Origin of the sequence: Fictibacillus arsenicus, assembly GCF_001999465.1 — a bacterium.
In the GTDB taxonomy this organism is placed as follows: domain Bacteria; phylum Bacillota; class Bacilli; order Bacillales; family Fictibacillaceae; genus Fictibacillus; species Fictibacillus arsenicus.
The window spans coordinates 598,562-615,389 of the sequence record NZ_MQMF01000001.1; the positions used below are offsets into that span (position 1 = coordinate 598,562).

Here is a 16,828-nt window from a genome sequence, read left to right on the forward strand (position 1 = left end):
TACAAACTTTCTAATCTCTAGTATCAAATAGGATGCTAACTAATGTAAGCAAATATTACGATTTATTGTTAGAAGGGGGGGCTTTCGGTAATATAAGCGACCTATCTATACCAGATGTTTCACAAACATAGGATGCCTCCATAATAGCTGATGGATCTGCTGCTAAAACGACACTTTGTAATTTGGAAAAAATAAACCTGTTCGTTATACAATAAATAACCTTCTTTCTTTCCCCTAAAAAACCGCCTTCTCCATATAAAAATGTGATGCTGATATTTAAATGATTGATAATATTATCTCCAACTTCATCCGGTTTTTCTGAAATGATCATGACAGATTTCCCACGATTTAATCCATCTAAAACATAATTAATCATTTTCGTCACTATATAAAAAACCGCCAGAGAAAGCATGGCCTGTTCCAATGAATAGACAAGCGCTGCAATCGTAAATATGAAAGCATTCACGACTAATAAAAATGAGGCAATCGGAAATCGATAGTGTTTGTTAAACCAAATCGCCAGCATTTCAGTGCCATCTATTGCACCGCCAAACTTTACAACGATTCCTATCCCAACTCCTAAGATTACCCCACCGTATAAAACAATTAATACTTCAGATTGAGTAATAGGAGGAATCGATTTAAATAGTACTAAACCAACGGTAGTAATGATATTTGCATATAGAGTTCTTATGACAAAGGTTTTACCCACTTCTTTAGCTGTAAAAATTAAGATAGGAATATTTAAGCCCAAAAATACAACATAAATTGGGATTCCCCATAAAGCATTGGCCATAATTGATAACGCTGTTACACCACCATCTACTAGCCCGTTTGGTGCTAACATCGTTTCTAATCCCATAGCAACAATTGACGCCCCCAAAGTTAAAAAAACATACTCAACAAATTTTTTCATCATCTCACCTTTAAATAGGTATTATTCTTGATTCCTTACTATAAAACAGTTCGGCTAAAATCCTTTACAACACAGGAATATTATTCACCTTTTTCCAGATTGTACTCCTTTATTTCCTTTATGCACTGGATCATTGCAAATAAAAAGACCACAACTTGTGGTTTTTAATCCCCTTTTTTTAGAACGATTGCAATGAAAGGTGAGTTTTCAGATATTGGTCATAAGTACTTCAACTGTGCTTCAAGGGTCTGGCCCGTGGGACCAAGATCCCGTCCGTAATACTGTTCACCACCTACTTGTAGAAACAAGTTTGAGGCTGGTTGGGACCGTGATCCCGTATAAAAAGCGAAGCTATGAAACTATCAGTTAGGATAAGGGACTGCCGGCTAAAACAAAAGAGGAGAAATCGCAATCCAAAACTAAGAACTTAAAAAGCGCGAAGAAGGAAAACCACATAAAGCGGCTATTATTGCTTGTGCATACAAGCTTATCCATTGAATTTATGCATCATTACATCGTAAAAATGCATTTAAAGTATAAATAAACCAAACTAATAAATTCCTTTAATTACAATAAATTAAAATTCAAGTTTGAAGCTTATTTAGTTTGTTCATTTTTATTGCAACATATCGTTTTAAACTTTTTTAGGCTTATCTATTGACCTTCTATTACTGGCATTGTTGAATAAGAAGATTTTTTAAACTTAAAAAGCAAAAAAAGATTTCAAATTGGGGCACGACACTAATTTACACACAAAAAAGCCTTGGTATATTCCTTATATACCAAGGCTTTTCAGACTTTATCCGATTGAACCTTCCATCTCGAACTTGATAAGACGGTTCATTTCAACTGCATATTCCATTGGAAGCTCTTTTGTAAAAGGCTCGATGAAGCCCATTACGATCATTTCTGTTGCTTCCTGTTCAGAAACACCACGGCTCATGAGGTAGAATAACTGATCTTCTGAAACCTTAGATACAGTTGCTTCGTGCTCAAGCGTAATGTTGTTGTTTAAAATCTCGTTGTACGGAATCGTATCTGATGTGGATTGGTTATCCATGATAAGCGTGTCACACTTAATGTTTGATTTAGATCCGTCAGATTTACGTCCGAAGTGAGCAATACCACGGTAAGTTACTTTACCGCCATGCTTAGAGATCGACTTCGATACGATTGTAGACGAACAGTCTGGTGCAAGGTGCAATACTTTTGCCCCTGCATCCTGATGCTGTCCTTTACCAGCGATTGCGATCGATAGAATAGTACCTTTCGCACCACGGCCTTTCATGATAACAGCTGGATATTTCATCGTTAGACGAGATCCGATGTTTCCATCAACCCATTCCATCGTTGCGTTCTCTTCAGCTACAGCACGCTTTGTAACTAGGTTGTAGATGTTGTTCGCCCAGTTTTGAATCGTCGTGTAACGGCAATAAGCGTTCTTTTTAACGATTATTTCAACTACTGCACTATGAAGTGAGTTTGTCGAATAAACTGGCGCTGTACAACCTTCTACGTAGTGTACTGAGCTGTCTTCATCTGCAATGATAAGCGTACGCTCGAACTGACCCATGTTTTCAGAGTTGATTCGGAAGTATGCTTGAAGCGGAGTATCACATTTTACGCCTTTAGGTACGTAAATGAAAGATCCACCAGACCATACTGCAGAGTTTAGTGCTGAGAACTTATTATCAGATGGCGGAATAATCGTTCCGAAATGCTCACGGAAGATCTCTTCGTGCTCTTTTAAAGCTGTATCTGTATCTGTGAAAAGAATCCCTAAATCAGAAAGGTCTTCTTTCATGTTGTGATAAACAACTTCAGATTCATATTGTGCAGATACACCTGCAAGATATTTTTGTTCAGCTTCTGGAATTCCAAGCTTGTCAAAAGTAGCCTTGATTTCAGCAGGTACTTCATCCCAAGATTTCTCGGATTTTTCAGATGGCTTAACGTAATACGTAATATCATCAAAATTTAAGTCCTTCATGTCTCCGCCCCATTGCGGCATCGGCATTTTGTAGAACTGCTCTAATGACTTCAAACGGAATTCAAGCATCCACTCTGGTTCACTCTTTATGCGTGAAATTTCTTCAACGATCTCTTTTGTCAAACCACGCTTAGATCTGAAAATGGATACGTCTTTATCTCTAAAACCATATTTATATTCGCCGATATCCGGCATTTTCTTAGCCATTGCAGAATCCCTCCTTACTGGATTGGCACTCTAATTCTCAATATCAAGAGAAACTTACTCTTCCTCTTTTTTTCCTACTCCCTGTTCCATCGCCTTCCATGCGAGTGTAGCACACTTAATGCGGGCAGGAAATTTTGAAACTCCTTGAAGAGCCTCGATGTCACCTAGATCATAGGATGCATCGTCATAGTCGTTCCCTAACATCATATCATAAAAGACCTTAGCAAGTTTTAAAGCATCTTCGACTGGAAGTCCTTTTACTGCTTGCGTCATCATTGATGCTGATGCCAGACTGATGGAACATCCTTCACCGTCAAATTTAGCAGACTCGATCTTTCCATCTTCTACTTTTAAAGTAAGCTGGATACGGTCGCCGCATGTCGGGTTATTCATATTAATGTTTAAGGCACCATCTTCTAAAATCCCTTTATTGCGGGGATTTTTGTAATGGTCCATAATGACTTGCCGGTAAAGCTGATCTAAATTAGAAGACATGACCGAAATACTCCTTTGCTGTTGTGAGTCCTTTTATGAAAGCATCGACGTCATCTTCAGTGTTATACAGGTAAAAGCTTGCACGAGCTGTCGCTGTTACATCAAGCCATTTCATAAGCGGCTGTGCACAATGGTGGCCGGCACGGACAGCAATCCCTTCCGAATCAAGGACTGTAGCTACATCATGCGGATGCACATCGTCCAGGTTAAAGGTTACAAGACCAGCGCGATGCTTAGGTCCAAAAATCGTAACTCCATCAAGTTCAGATAATCGTTCCATCGCATAATCAGCCAGTTCATGCTCTAGTTTTAAAATGTTATCCAATCCGATGTCTTCGAGAAAATCGATTGCTGCACCTAACCCAATCGCGCCTGCGATAATAGGAGTACCGCCTTCAAACTTCCAAGGAAGCTCTTTCCACGTTGATTCCTGCAAACCAACAAAATCGATCATCTCTCCGCCGAATTCCACTGGTTCCATTTTATTAAGAAGTGCTTTTTTCCCGTATAGAACACCAATGCCTGTTGGTCCGCACATTTTGTGAGCAGAGAAAGCAAAGAAATCACAGTCAAGATCTTGGACATCCACTTTCATATGCGGAGCACTTTGAGCACCGTCAACTACCATCACAGCACCGTTCTTATGAGCGATCGCTGCGATCTCTTTAATTGGATTGATTGTTCCCAACACGTTAGAAACCTGCATAACTGAGACAATTTTAGTATGCTCTGTTACCGTTTTTTCAACATCTTGGAGATCAATCGTCCCATCTGGCTGTAAAGGAATGTATTTTAGCGTTGCTCCAGTCACTTTCGCAACTTGCTGCCATGGGATGATGTTGCTGTGATGCTCCATGGGAGTAATCACAATCTCATCACCTTCTGAAAGGTTTGCCATTCCATAGCTTCTTGCAACAGTATTTATTGCGGTAGTTGTTCCGCGTGTGAAAATAATCTCTTGCGTTGATTTAGCACCGATAAAACGGCGAACTTTTTCACGTGCTCCTTCGTATCCATCAGTTGCACGAGTTCCAAGAGTATGCACACCGCGGTGAACATTCGAATTATATTCCTTATAGTACTTATCTAAAGCTTCTATAACTTGTATCGGTTTTTGTGAAGTGGCTGCGCTGTCAAGGTAGACAAGAGGTTTGCCGTTAACTTCCTGATCGAGGATAGGAAACAGCTTTCTCCATTCCTTTGCACTCATGTTAGCGCACTTTCCTTTCAATAACCTCTACTAGACGATTTTTAACAGATTCTAAAGGCATTTGGCTAACAACTGGTGCCAAGAATCCATGAATGATAAGACGTTCTGCTTCCGCTTTCGAAATTCCGCGGCTCATTAGATAAAACATTTGCAGCGGATCGATTCGGCCTACAGATGCAGCATGCCCTGCTGTAACGTCATCTTCATCAATTAAAAGAATCGGATTAGCATCACCGCGTGCTTTTTCACTTAACATAAGAACACGTTCTGTCTGCTCACCATGAGATTTTGTAGCGCCGTGCTCAATTTTTGTAATACCGTTAAAAATAGAGCTTGCATTATCTTTCATTACCCCGTGAGTCAAAATGTAACCTTCAGAATGTTTTCCGTGGTTAAAGATTTGCGCAACGAAGTTTTGCTTTTGATCTCCGCGTCCAATCGTAACAGTTTTCGTATCAGTAAATGATCCATCTCCAATAAGGTGTGTCGTGTTATCAGAAACGGTATTTCCGTCATTAAACTGACCGAGCGCCCACTCGATTCGAGCATCTTTTTCTGCACTGCCTCTGCGGTTCACGTAAGTTGTCATTCCTTTTGCAAGGTTATCCACTGCTCCATAAACCACTTTCGCACCAGCGCCTGCATATACTTCAGAAACGATGTTTGCTGCTGACTCCGTATTATCGTTAGTAGAAAGGTAATTTTCTACATAAGTTACTGAGCTGTTATCTTCTGCTGCAAGAATTACATGGTTAAACAGTGCTGCTTCATTATCTTGATAATAAACAGCTTGAATCGGTGCAGACAGTTCTACATTTTTAGGAACGTAAAGAAACGCACCGTTCAAAAATAATGTTGCATGCAATGCTGTTAAACGGTTTTCATCAACAGCAACTGCTTTCATGATGTACTTTTTAACTAAGTCTTCATGTTCTTTTGCAGCTGTTAAGAGATCCGTGTAAATAACTCCTTGGTCTTTAACTTCTTGCTCCAATGCAAAATACACTGGTGTACCGTTATGGATAACAAGAACGTTTTTCGCATCTTCTTCAGAACCAATCAATGCTTTAACGTCTTCTGGAAGTTCATTGAAAGCTACAGCATTTCCCGTTGCTTCATGTTTGAAATCTGTAAAGTTCCATTTATCAATCTTTGTTTTATCCGGTTTAGGCATTGGCAGATTTTGAGCCAATTCCAATGCCTGCAAACGAAGCTCCTGCAGCCAAGCGGGTTCCTGTCTGCTGCTTGAAAAACCGTTTACGTAGTCCTTATCAAATCTTAGGCTCGTATCAACTGACATGTATAGTCCCCCTTATTGCTTACGCTTCTTGACCGACAGTTTCGTCTTTAATACCTAACTCTTCTTTAATCCAGTCATAACCTTCAGCTTCAAGGCGCTGAGCGAGTTCAGGTCCTCCAGATTTCACAATACGGCCTTGCATCATTACGTGTACTTTGTCTGGTGTAATGTAGTTCAATAAACGCTGGTAGTGAGTAATGATTAAGCATCCGAAATCAGGACTGCGCATTTCATTAACACCTTTTGCTACTACTTTAAGAGCATCGATATCTAGTCCTGAGTCGATTTCATCAAGGATTGCTAATTTCGGCTCAAGCATCATCATTTGCAGAATTTCGTTACGCTTCTTTTCTCCGCCAGAGAATCCTTCGTTTAAGTAACGGTGAGCGAAAGCGTTATCCATTTCAAGGTGATCCATCTTCTTGTCTAACTCACGGATGAACTTCATTAGTGAAATTTCGTCGCCTTCTTCACGCTTTGCATTAATTGCAGAACGAAGGAAGTCTGCATTCGTAATACCGCTTACTTCTGATGGATATTGCATAGCTAGGAATAGACCAGCTTGTGCACGCTCATCAACTTCCATTTCTAAAAGGTCTTCACCATTGAATGTAACCTTCCCTGATGTTACTTCGTATTTCGGGTGCCCCATTAACGCTGCAGAAAGAGTAGACTTACCTGTTCCGTTCGGCCCCATGATTGCATGGATTTCTCCACCATTTATTTCGAGATCTAAACCTTTAATAATCTCTTTATCTTCAATCGATACACGAAGATCTTCAATCTTTAAATTAGGTGCTGACATAATACAACCTCCATTAAGAAATCATTCTTAAGATTTTTGAAGTAAGGCATCAAATAGCCATTCTCAATTTATTCTCATTCTAATCTTATAACAAATGAAAAGTATGTTCAAGGGAACGAGCCATGAACTTTAACATTGTGTTCATATAATACCTTGTTTAGTTGTGAAATTCGAAAAAAGGCTAACTCATTAGGCATAATTTCACCTTTTGAGTCAGCCTTTTGTTTTTATTCCCTATCTTTACGGCGTATGATTTCTAGTTGCATCAGCCGCTACTTCTAAACCTTTTTTATATTCCTTTTCACGGTCTTTCTCAACATCTAACCGCTTCTCCAAGTCCCTTTCATACTCTGCAAAACCGCAACCATGTGATTGGTGCATTGCTTTTTCCATTTCAGATGTATGCTTTATTTTTATGGGGTGGATAATGAATCAATCCTTTCGAGTTTAGATAGTTATAGCTTATCAGCAACTCATCAGATCCACAACCTGCATGTGATGCAATGCAAAGTTTTGTGAAAGGGTAATGCGTGCTTTCATCTATAGACTATAAACATCCCTTTAGAATCCTGCTGAATCCGCTACATTACTTCCATTACCTTTTTAAACATGAATAAAACCTGTTAATGTATGGAAAATTTAATGGCGTGGTTTATTTAGCTCTTTAATACATTCCTGAACAAGGGTTACTCCCTGGCTCATAGCTGCTCCACCGCCAAATGCGGCAGAAACGCCTACAGCTTCCAAGATTTCATTTTCAGAACATCCTTGATCCAGACATCCCTTTGTATGATAAATGATGCAATACTCATCTTGAGAATAAATACTGATTCCCAGTGCAATAAGCTGTTTATATTTTTCGGAAATTTCGCCTTCCTTGAAACAGTGGCGCGTAAATTCATTGTATGCATGCGTTAATTCAGGCATATTTTCGTTATATTTTCCTAAACCTTCTTTATACCGGATAAGGTGGTACTGTGCAGAGTTTGATCCTGGCATCTGTTGGTCTTCTTGTTTCATGTCGTCGCTACACTCCTGTCACGTTTTAGTAAACAGGATTAGTATGGGTTATTTTTGTGGCTGATATGTAAGGAGAAAGGATTCTTTAAAGAAATACACGATCACATAAAAATACGTCTTCATCACACATCTTTCCATTTTAATCCATTTATAGGGCCGTCTGAAAAAGACAAAACAAAAAGAGTGCCTACTCATGCGGAGACACCCTTCATTCATTTATTTAGTTACAGGCACTACTGCACCTTCGTATTTCTTTTCAATGAAATCTTGAATTTCTTTTGAACGCAATACTTCAACTAGAGCTTTAATAGATTTCTTATCTTTATCTCCTTCACGCACTGCAATGATGTTTACGAATGGAGAATCTGAGCCTTCAATTGCAATAGCGTCTTTTTGAGGATTAAGACCTGCATCAATCGCATAGTTAGTGTTGATCAGTACTGCATCGCCTTCACCGTTTTTATATGCTTTTGGAAGCATTCCTGCATCAACGTCTGCTTTAAACTTTAATTTTTTTGGATTTTCTACAATATCTTTAACTTGCGCTTCAGTACCAGCGCCTTCTTTTACCTTAATTAAGCCTTCTTTTTCTAAAAGACCAAGCATACGCCCATGGTCAGCTACTGAGTTAGACATGATGATTGTAGCGCCTTCTGGCAATTCATCTAGTGACTTATACTTTTTAGAATAAACACCGATCGGCTCAATGTGGATGCCGCCTGCGTTTTCAAATTTATAGCCATGGTCTTTCATTTGTGATTCTAAATAAGGAACGTGCTGGAAGTAGTTTGCTCCGATTTCTTTTTCATCTAAAGATTTGTTTGGAAGTACATAATCCTGGAACGTTTTAATCTCAAGCTCTACACCTTTTTCTTTAAGAAGTGGTTTTGCTTCTTCAAGAATTTCAGCATGTGGTACGTTTGATGCCCCGACGATCAGTTTTTCGTCGCTGATGCCGCCTTCAGTTTTATTGCCGCAAGCTGCTAGAGCTGCAACAACTACAGCAAGCAAAATAATAGAAAATACTTTTTTCATGTGATTTCCTCCTTGTTGTTTGTGCTTATCTTTTATCTAAAGCTGTTGTGAATCGATCTCCTATCCATTGAATAACAAATACGATGACCAAGATCAGAACAGTTGAAACTAAAGTTACATCTGCATTATCCCGCTGGTAGCCTTCCATATAAGCAAGGTTTCCAAGTCCACCTGCTCCAACTACACCAGCCATTGCTGTGTAGCTTACAAGAGCAATCGCAGTGACGGTAATACCAGAAACAAGTGCTGGAGTGCTTTCAGGAATAAGGACTTTAAAAATTATTTGAGTGTTTGTGGCACCCATTGATTTCGCTGCTTCAATTACTCCTTTATTAATTTCTCTCAAAGCAATCTCAACCATACGTGCGTAAAACGGAGCTGCTCCGACAATTAAAGCCGGCAATGCTGCTTCTGCTCCAAGCATTGTTCCTACAATAAAGCGCGTAAAAGGAATCAGCAAAATGATTAATATAATAAACGGAATAGACCGGAACACATTTACAATAATTGCAATGATGCTATTTAAGAATTTGTTTTCCCATAGGTTGCCGGGAGCTGTTAAATATAATGCAAGCCCAAGAGCGAGACCTAAAACGAATGTTACAAGTACTGAAATAGCTGACATATATAAAGTCTCTTTCGTTGCTTCTAAAACAACATCCCACTGAACGTTTGTGAACCATGAACTAAGCATTATGAATCACCTCAACTTCTACCTGAACACTATTTAAAAATTCCATAGCGTTAGAAAGTGCCGCTTCAGAACCTTTAATTTGGATAAACAACGTACCGTATGGACCATTTTGAGTTTGAGTAATTTTACCCTGCAGGATATTAACATCCACTTCAAAATTACGAATCAGCTCTGTGATTAAAGGCTGGCCAGCACGCCCTCCCACAAATGTAAGCTGAACAATTCTGCCCTCAGGGAACTCCTCTATAAACTGCTTAATTGTATCCACTGTTTCTTCTGGTTCTGTAACCTGTTTTACAAAATCCTTCGTAATGGATTCTTTAGGATTTTTAAAGACGTTCAGCACATCGCCTTCTTCAACAACTTTTCCTTTTTCCATTACCGCAACGCGGTGACAGATCTTTCGTATAACATGCATTTCATGAGTGATCAACACAATGGTTAAACCTAACTTCTGATTAATTTCTACTAAAAGATCTAAAATGCTGTCCGTTGTTTTTGGATCAAGTGCTGAAGTCGCTTCATCACATAATAAAACTTTCGGATTATTAGCAAGTGCTCTCGCAATACCAACACGCTGTTTTTGACCTCCGCTGAGCTGTGAAGGGTACGAGCCGCCTCTGCCTTCTAATCCGACTAGATCAATCAGCTCGTCCACACGCTTCTTAATTTTGTCTTTCGGATATCCTGCAATTTCTAACGGGAAAGCAATGTTCTCTCTAACGGTTCTTGACCATAAAAGGTTGAAGTGCTGAAATATCATACTTATTTCCTGTCTAGCTTCTCTTAGTTTTTTTGAAGATAGCTCAGACATATTTTTTCCGCCGATGGTAACCGTACCGCTTGTCGGTCTTTCCAGCATATTGAGAATTCGGATCAGAGTACTTTTACCTGCTCCGCTGTACCCAATAATGCCGTAAATTTCACCTTGTTTTATGTTTAAATCTACCGTATCAACAGCCTTAACTTCACCATCTTTGGTTTGAAAGACTTTACGGACTGAATGTAAATTAATCAAAGAACTAACCTCATTTCCTAGTACGTAATTCGTTATATTAAAGCCTCTTTTCAAAAAGTTGTCGCTTAATGGCTCTTCATTGACCAGTTGATTGGAGTGCAAGGTGCGAGACTCCTGCGGGATCATCGGGACAGGTGAGACTCCTAATTTCGCAAAGCGTAAAGGAGGCTCACCGCACGCCCCTCGGAAAGCGAGCATCCTGAAACGGAAATCAACTACTTTCAAAAGCAACAAAGTTTACGAAAACAGCTAAATAAAAAATGCCCTTCTGCTTCAATATGAGCAGAAAGGCATATAATATTCTATGCTCGTTCTCCTCATCTCCCAAGACATTTAATGCCTTGCAGGAATTGGCACCTTTCTAGTCAGTATGTACGACACATACAACTAGCGGTTGCCGGGTTTCATAGGGCCAGTCCCTCCACCTCTCGTGATAAGTTAAAGCGTTGCGTTATTAAGTTAAAGCGTTGCATTTTTTTTGAATCACTGTGAAGAATAATATCACCACTGTCGATTCGTGTCAAACATTTTTAACACTTTTAATCAATATGCCTGCAGATATTTGTTCCCAATGAGAACTTAAGTAAAATATAGCTTCCCATTTCAGCCGCTGCCTTAACGTTCCGTGAAATTCGATCATCTCTTGTCGAAGGAGTGTTGTAAGCTTCATTTTCCCCTCTAGCATCATTGACAGATACTTAGGATTCCCTTTGAAAACGACGATGCGATTACGTTCACCTTCACTGTAATCGATCCTCAATGTGGTTTCATCATTTAAACTAAATCTAGGTTTAACCGGAATGTTATACAATGGCAAATATGGACTTTTTCCAATCTGTCTTTCAAAGAAGGTGACATCCAGCATATAAAATCCCCCCGAATAGGTTGTTACTTCACCTTTTTCGAGAGGAGCTTATTGTTTACCTTTATAAAGTGTTCGACAGTCTGGAAAATTCGTTTTTGTATTTCCGACACTATAAACCATATTTAGTGCTAATGTTTGTTTCTATGTTTGTCGCGATCCTGTTTATTATTACCCTGTTTATTGCGATCCTGCTGATTTTTCTTGTGATGTTTGTCCGGGTTTCGGTTATGTTGTCCATTATTCTTTTGTTTATTGCTGTTAAAAGGACGATTTTGATGCTTTTTACCATCGTTATTTAACTTTTTTTCTTTAGGCTGTACTAATTTTTCTTGTTTCTTGTTGTGGTGATTGTCTTGATTGTGATGATTCTCTTTGAGCTTTTTAACTTCTTTTTGTTTACTGACTGCTTTTTTAGGCACAGCTATCTTTAATTCCTTCTTACTTTCATTAGCGTCAGTTTTAATTTTTCTTGGATGTGGTATGCTTTTTATGTCATTAGAGGATAAAGTATTCACTTTAAGCTCTTGGAAATTGACTTCTTTTATTTTTTCTTCTTTTAAAGTCTTGCCGTTTATGTTTGCGGTTTGGAATGCTTTATATTTTCCTGGAGACACTCCAAGCTTTTTTGCTTTTTCACGAGTGTCAGAATCAGACTCTGATACCGTAATTGCGACTGGGTATTTTACAACAGTTTTTTTCACGATTGAATTTACGGCTTTATCAAGTGCTGCTTCAGTTTTATCATTGCCTTCTTCACTTGAAATTGTTGTAATGAGCATCGAGTGTTCGGTTTTCATATAGCCTTCTTTTTCGTAAGCTGTTATTAGTTGATCAGCAAAGTTCTCAAATGAAAAATCCCTATCAACATTCAAATTATATTTTTTTATGATGTTTCTGGCTTCGTCATTAAATGCATCTATTTGGATAACCTGCATTTCCTCATTAACGCCTACTTCTAAGCTCGGATTAATATCAAAGCTTACATAGGCCGCTGCTGCTGACTGGGTTCCAGTCGGGATCAATCCTGATAAAAGAACAACAGCAAGTATCGCGGCTACGGATGGCAACACAAAAAGACTTCTTTTTCTGTTTTCCGAAAAATAAGAAGCCTGATACTCTCTGCCCACTGATGGATTTTTGCCTGCTGGTACTCGTAATGTTACAAATGTTCCATCTTTCATAAGCAAAGTTGCTTTTCTGTTGTTAACCTCTATTACAATGCCGCTGCCGCTTTTCAATTGTATCCCTCCCGCTAGTTGCAGGATCAGTAGTAATTACAGGCAAGAGGAGTAATTCCCCTGCCGTGTAATCATGTATACCTCACCTTAAGGCTGAATGTAAGATTTCAGCGCTTGGAAATCGCCTAAATATATTAATGATACCGCTATTATATACTTTCGATTTCTCTCTATGGTTTTACGACTACAGGATACCATATTTAATAAATCTTTTATCGGCAATTGCTTTTTTTCCTTTAAAAATGCGGCAAGTTCTTCATTTTCTGCTAAAAGACGAGCAATTTCTTTTGCATTTTCACGTGCGTCCACATGCTTTGGACAATGTTTGCTTAGAACTTTAAAGTTTAGTCCAAAAGTTTTTAAAAGTTTTTGATATTCTTCTATTTCATAAACACGGTTTTCTACTTGGATCTGATCTTCAAAATGATCCATTGCTGCTTTTTGTTCAGCATAGCTTTCTTCTAAACGGCCTTCTTCGTCTTCTTCATCCGGCTGAAGAAAAATTAATCGATTTTGACGAACTTCTTTACGGATGTAATCAATGACACGTCGTCTAATAACCATATCTGCAAAGGATAAGAAGCGGCTTCCTTGTCCTTCTTGATATTGATCTATCGCTTCATTAAAGGCAAAAAGACCTACACTAAACTCATCCATTGTTCGATCTATATATTGACTGCACACTTTTGATGTAACTTTTTTAATGAATGGCTGGTAATCGCCAATCAGTTCATTTCTTAATTTTTCATCATTTCTTTCCTGGATCGTTAATACTTTATCTTCTATGCTTGTCATTTTGTTCTTTGCTATAGGAAATACTGCATTTAAATTTAAAGATGCCATGATTATCAATCACCCCTGCTAAAAAAATTACTTCTGCTTTCATTCGTCTTCGTTTTTTTTGTTTTCGTAAAATCATTCTTATTTACCACTAATCGTTCGGGAGCAAACATGTAACAAGCTCTCCTATTCATTTATACCACGACTTTTGACATTTGTAGGATACAGTTCTATAACAATATTACAAGGCTCGTAACATTTGTGACTTTCTTGTTAAATAACTGAATAGACGAAAAAAACTGATAACTAACTCTCTAACTTAAAAACCCCTTATTCCGACAAGGTCTGACTAATTTTTCGAATTAAAAATACACACTTCTTTATGTTACAGAGAAGTGTGCAGGAGACATTCATTTACCATATTTTTCTTAAGGAAAAACCCCCTAAAAAATCATTTTTCAAAAGAATTAAGAGAACCTTAATGAAATATGGGGCTTTTCCCACATTTTATTACAAATTATTTTTCCTTATTTAAGAAATCCATCATCATATGATAAATATTTCCGGCCGATTGAAGAGCATAAATCTTTTTTACTGCCATCCCTCTCGATAAAACCATTAAACAAGGGACACTCGTGATTCCATATTGGTCTGCAAGTTCCGGCATCTCATTTATATTGCATACTCCAGTCTGCAGGTTGATTCCTCTTTGAGCTCGAACAGTCTCTATGGCTACTTCCATCATTTTTTTACCCATCTTGCATGTACCGCATAATGGTGTTTCCAAGTAGAGAAAGAAAGGTTTATGTATGGATTGCTCGATAATATGTTCCCAATTCGTTCTATTGATTTCTTTCATATATAACCTCGTTATTTATAAAATGGTATGAAGCAGCCTATCATCTTCACCAGATGGCCGCCTTCTTCCATCAATTGTGATTTTTATTTCGATTCTGAAATAAGGATATCACGAATTCTTAGATGATGGTTAACGGCTTGCTTTGTTTTTGTGTCATTTTTAAGAATCACTTCACCTTTTTAAATCCTGTAATTAAAAAAGAAATCCTCCTTTCCCTTTATAATAAACACGTTGAAAACGCATGGGGGATAAGAGGATTTCCTACAACCTATTGAAACAAGCCTCCCTTTTTTGTCAATTTCTTTTCGGGAGGAGTTAATTTGCAAAGATATATTTAATTCATGTGAAGATAGCATCATTTCATCCTAAACAATTTTTGTGAATATTAAAATGAGCACCAACTAATACTTTCGCCAAGTACATAAGAGGTGTTGTTGCAACTTCTCTGTACATCTTATTAATATATAAATGCTCTGCATTCGGGAGCTCTCGCTGAAGCTGTTTTCGTAATTTATGACCTGCTTCATCGGCATCCACAAGTATATAAACATCTCGATCTTCAATTGCTAATGCAAGCTCTTCTAATTTATCTAAACCTAACGTGCCATTCGTACAAATAATTTCAACCGGTTCATCTAAGATTGCAGAAAGCTTATCCTTATCTGATTTCCCTTCGACAATGATTACTTTATTCATGCTTCCATTCATTACTCATCTCTCCTATACATTGAAGAACTATTAAATGAATGCATCGCTTAAATATATATTTGCTTTATATTATTAAAATCCTGCAAGAGATGTTCTTTATTACTATTCCCCTTTTTACTATATTACTACCCCAAATTTACAGCAGTATGCTAATCGGCCTAATTGCGTGCAATCGCGTTTTAATCTCTTCCATAAAGGCTAATCAAGGAATACATCGAGAAATTTAATTCGTATAAAAGGAGGAGATTACCAATGGCTATGACAGAAAAAATGACTAGAGCAGAGGCAGGACGTCTTGGTGGAAAAAAGACTTCAAAATCACATGGCAAGGAATTTTACCAGCAGATCGGTAAAAAAGGGGGAAGATCAACCGCAGAAACTCATCAGGAAGCATTTTATCAAGAAATCGGCAGAAAAGGCGGGAAATCAACTTCCCTATCACATAACAAAGATTTTTATCAAAAAATCGGACAAAAAGGCGGACAAGCCACCTCGAAAACCCATGACAAGAGCTTTTATCAAAACATCGGTGCCAAAGGCGGAACCGCTGGGCGGTAAATGTCTAGTCACGGTTCAATCGTGGGATTTTTTGAATTAATTTGAAGGTAGGTACTGATAATTTGACCACTTTCTTGGATAATTTGACGAATTGCACAATTAATTTCGCCTAATCGCTCATTAATTTCACCAAATTACTCTTTAATTTCACCAATCTATTTTTAACAAAGGCTCTTTTCTAAAAAATTGTTGCTTTTAAGTAATTTTGTTCTTTCTCATCATTGAAAAATTGATTGGAGTGGAAGGTGCAAGACTCCTGCGGGACGAGCGGTCGGGTGAGACCCTTAATGGCGCAAAGCGGCAAGGGGCTCACCGCACGCCCCGCGGAAAGCGAAGCAACCTGGAGCGGAAATCAACTACTTAAAAGAGCAACAAAGTTTGCGAAAACAGCCTTAACAAAAGAAGAGGATGATTTCAATATCATCCTATCCGTTTGCTAGCACCAGCCTTTATCGCACTCGTCTACATATTTTGTTGGATTAGGAATTTCAGCTGGCTTTTCGCGTTTATAGATTTTGTCTGCATCGAATTCAAAACCCTCAGCCATTTCATACATATTCCCTTGGTTCGTAAATCGAATCTGACCGATCTCATTTTGATCGAGGTAAAGCGACATTGAGCCGCCCTTCATTTTGCCAAATACTCGTGAAGTTACATCTCTTCTATCGTTCATAAAAAAATCCCTCCAAAAAAGAAATGAGCAATAAGCCTATTCTTTCCTGAAGAGATTAATTTCATTAATCTTCTTTAATTAATTCCTCATATTGTTCAGCTGTCATTAATTTTTCAAGCTCAGAGGAATCTGAAAGTTCAACAACTACCATCCATGCTTTCTCATATGGAGATTCGTTAACTAATTCTGGGCTGTCATCAAGGTCTGCATTTACTTCTACAACTTTTCCTGATACAGGAGCATATAGCTCAGAAACTGTTTTTACAGATTCTACACTGCCGAAAGGCTCGTCCGCTGTAAGCTCATCTCCAACTTCAGGAAGCTCAACAAACACGATATCTCCAAGTTCGTCTTGTGCAAATGCCGTAATACCGATACGAACTTTATTGCCGTCTTCTGTTTTAGTCCACTCGTGCTCTTCTGAATAGCGTAACTCTTTTGGAAATTCCATGTGTAA

19 protein-coding genes, 1 pseudogene and 1 riboswitch are annotated in these 16,828 nt (G+C 38.3%); of the genes and pseudogenes, 2 read left to right on the forward strand and 18 right to left on the reverse strand.

What is annotated here, in order from left to right; genetic code table 11:
* Positions 1-55 precede the first annotated feature (55 nt).
* The 16 genes from UN64_RS02955 to UN64_RS03025 all read right to left on the reverse strand — a co-directional run bounded on the left by UN64_RS02955 (position 56) and on the right by UN64_RS03025 (position 15,140).
* On the reverse strand, positions 56-916 hold the full coding sequence (locus UN64_RS02955) for a YitT family protein (RefSeq protein WP_077359595.1): 861 nt from the start codon (positions 914-916) through the stop codon (positions 56-58).
* Positions 917-1,715: 799 nt separating this feature from the next.
* Positions 1,716-3,113 (reverse strand): Fe-S cluster assembly protein SufB, encoded by a 1,398-nt coding sequence (sufB, locus tag UN64_RS02960; protein ID WP_077359596.1) that lies wholly within the window; start codon positions 3,111-3,113, stop codon positions 1,716-1,718.
* Between the two features lie 54 nt (positions 3,114-3,167).
* Positions 3,168-3,608 carry a Fe-S cluster assembly sulfur transfer protein SufU gene (gene sufU, locus UN64_RS02965; protein WP_077359597.1) on the reverse strand — a complete coding sequence of 147 codons (441 nt, stop codon included), beginning with the start codon at positions 3,606-3,608 and terminating at the stop codon, positions 3,168-3,170.
* Entirely contained in the window at positions 3,598-4,818 is a 1,221-nt protein-coding gene (locus UN64_RS02970) for a cysteine desulfurase (protein WP_077359598.1), read from the reverse strand. Before UN64_RS02970 ends, sufU begins: the two co-directional genes overlap by 11 nt.
* A 1-nt stretch (position 4,819) precedes the next feature.
* Complete coding sequence (gene sufD / locus UN64_RS02975) at positions 4,820-6,118, reverse strand: Fe-S cluster assembly protein SufD (RefSeq protein WP_077359599.1); 1,299 nt, start codon at positions 6,116-6,118, stop codon at positions 4,820-4,822.
* Between the two features lie 19 nt (positions 6,119-6,137).
* Positions 6,138-6,923 carry a Fe-S cluster assembly ATPase SufC gene (gene sufC, locus UN64_RS02980; RefSeq protein ID WP_077359600.1) on the reverse strand — a complete coding sequence of 262 codons (786 nt, stop codon included), beginning with the start codon at positions 6,921-6,923 and terminating at the stop codon, positions 6,138-6,140.
* Between the two features lie 240 nt (positions 6,924-7,163).
* On the reverse strand, positions 7,164-7,316 hold the full coding sequence (locus UN64_RS20755) for a YuzK family famiily protein (protein WP_165389351.1): 153 nt from the start codon (positions 7,314-7,316) through the stop codon (positions 7,164-7,166).
* A 246-nt stretch (positions 7,317-7,562) separates the two neighbouring features.
* The gene (locus tag UN64_RS02985; RefSeq protein ID WP_077359601.1) at positions 7,563-7,943 is read right to left on the reverse strand and encodes a carboxymuconolactone decarboxylase family protein; all 381 of its coding nucleotides are present in this window, start codon (positions 7,941-7,943) and stop codon (positions 7,563-7,565) included.
* Between the two features lie 216 nt (positions 7,944-8,159).
* Entirely contained in the window at positions 8,160-8,978 is an 819-nt protein-coding gene (locus tag UN64_RS02990; protein ID WP_077359602.1) for a MetQ/NlpA family ABC transporter substrate-binding protein, read from the reverse strand.
* A 25-nt stretch (positions 8,979-9,003) separates the two neighbouring features.
* Positions 9,004-9,672: a methionine ABC transporter permease gene (locus UN64_RS02995; RefSeq protein WP_077359603.1), complete on the reverse strand. Its 669-nt coding sequence runs from the start codon at positions 9,670-9,672 to the stop codon at positions 9,004-9,006.
* Positions 9,665-10,690 (reverse strand): methionine ABC transporter ATP-binding protein, encoded by a 1,026-nt coding sequence (locus UN64_RS03000; RefSeq protein WP_077361101.1) that lies wholly within the window; start codon positions 10,688-10,690, stop codon positions 9,665-9,667. Before UN64_RS03000 ends, UN64_RS02995 begins: the two co-directional genes overlap by 8 nt.
* A gap of 314 nt (positions 10,691-11,004) precedes the next feature.
* A riboswitch (SAM riboswitch) is annotated at positions 11,005-11,130 on the reverse strand.
* A gap of 80 nt (positions 11,131-11,210) precedes the next feature.
* The gene (locus UN64_RS03005; RefSeq protein ID WP_077359604.1) at positions 11,211-11,555 is read right to left on the reverse strand and encodes a hypothetical protein; all 345 of its coding nucleotides are present in this window, start codon (positions 11,553-11,555) and stop codon (positions 11,211-11,213) included.
* Between the two features lie 128 nt (positions 11,556-11,683).
* Positions 11,684-12,793, reverse strand: a complete 1,110-nt coding sequence (locus UN64_RS03010) for an anti-sigma-I factor RsgI family protein (protein WP_077359605.1) — start codon at positions 12,791-12,793, stop codon at positions 11,684-11,686.
* An 87-nt stretch (positions 12,794-12,880) separates the two neighbouring features.
* Positions 12,881-13,636: an RNA polymerase sigma-I factor gene (gene sigI / locus UN64_RS03015; RefSeq protein WP_226535661.1), complete on the reverse strand. Its 756-nt coding sequence runs from the start codon at positions 13,634-13,636 to the stop codon at positions 12,881-12,883.
* Between the two features lie 454 nt (positions 13,637-14,090).
* The gene (locus UN64_RS03020; RefSeq protein ID WP_077359606.1) at positions 14,091-14,432 is read right to left on the reverse strand and encodes a thioredoxin family protein; all 342 of its coding nucleotides are present in this window, start codon (positions 14,430-14,432) and stop codon (positions 14,091-14,093) included.
* A gap of 360 nt (positions 14,433-14,792) precedes the next feature.
* Positions 14,793-15,140, reverse strand: a complete 348-nt coding sequence (locus UN64_RS03025) for a toprim domain-containing protein (RefSeq protein ID WP_226535665.1) — start codon at positions 15,138-15,140, stop codon at positions 14,793-14,795.
* Between the two features lie 252 nt (positions 15,141-15,392).
* Between UN64_RS03025 and UN64_RS03030 the strand changes: the two are divergent.
* Positions 15,393-15,689: pseudogene (locus UN64_RS03030) on the forward strand (KGG domain-containing protein); the annotation flags it as partial.
* Positions 15,690-15,985: 296 nt separating this feature from the next.
* The gene (locus UN64_RS20760; RefSeq protein ID WP_171978780.1) at positions 15,986-16,138 is read left to right on the forward strand and encodes a hypothetical protein; all 153 of its coding nucleotides are present in this window, start codon (positions 15,986-15,988) and stop codon (positions 16,136-16,138) included.
* On the opposite strand, the gene UN64_RS03035 is transcribed toward UN64_RS20760, so the two are convergent.
* Both UN64_RS03035 and gcvH read right to left on the reverse strand, forming a co-directional pair.
* Positions 16,135-16,371: a YusG family protein gene (locus tag UN64_RS03035; protein ID WP_077359608.1), complete on the reverse strand. Its 237-nt coding sequence runs from the start codon at positions 16,369-16,371 to the stop codon at positions 16,135-16,137. The two genes, UN64_RS20760 and UN64_RS03035, sit on opposite strands and share 4 nt — an antisense overlap.
* Positions 16,372-16,435: 64 nt before the next feature.
* Complete coding sequence (gene gcvH / locus UN64_RS03040; protein ID WP_077359609.1) at positions 16,436-16,822, reverse strand: glycine cleavage system protein GcvH; 387 nt, start codon at positions 16,820-16,822, stop codon at positions 16,436-16,438.
* Positions 16,823-16,828: the final 6 nt, after the last annotated feature.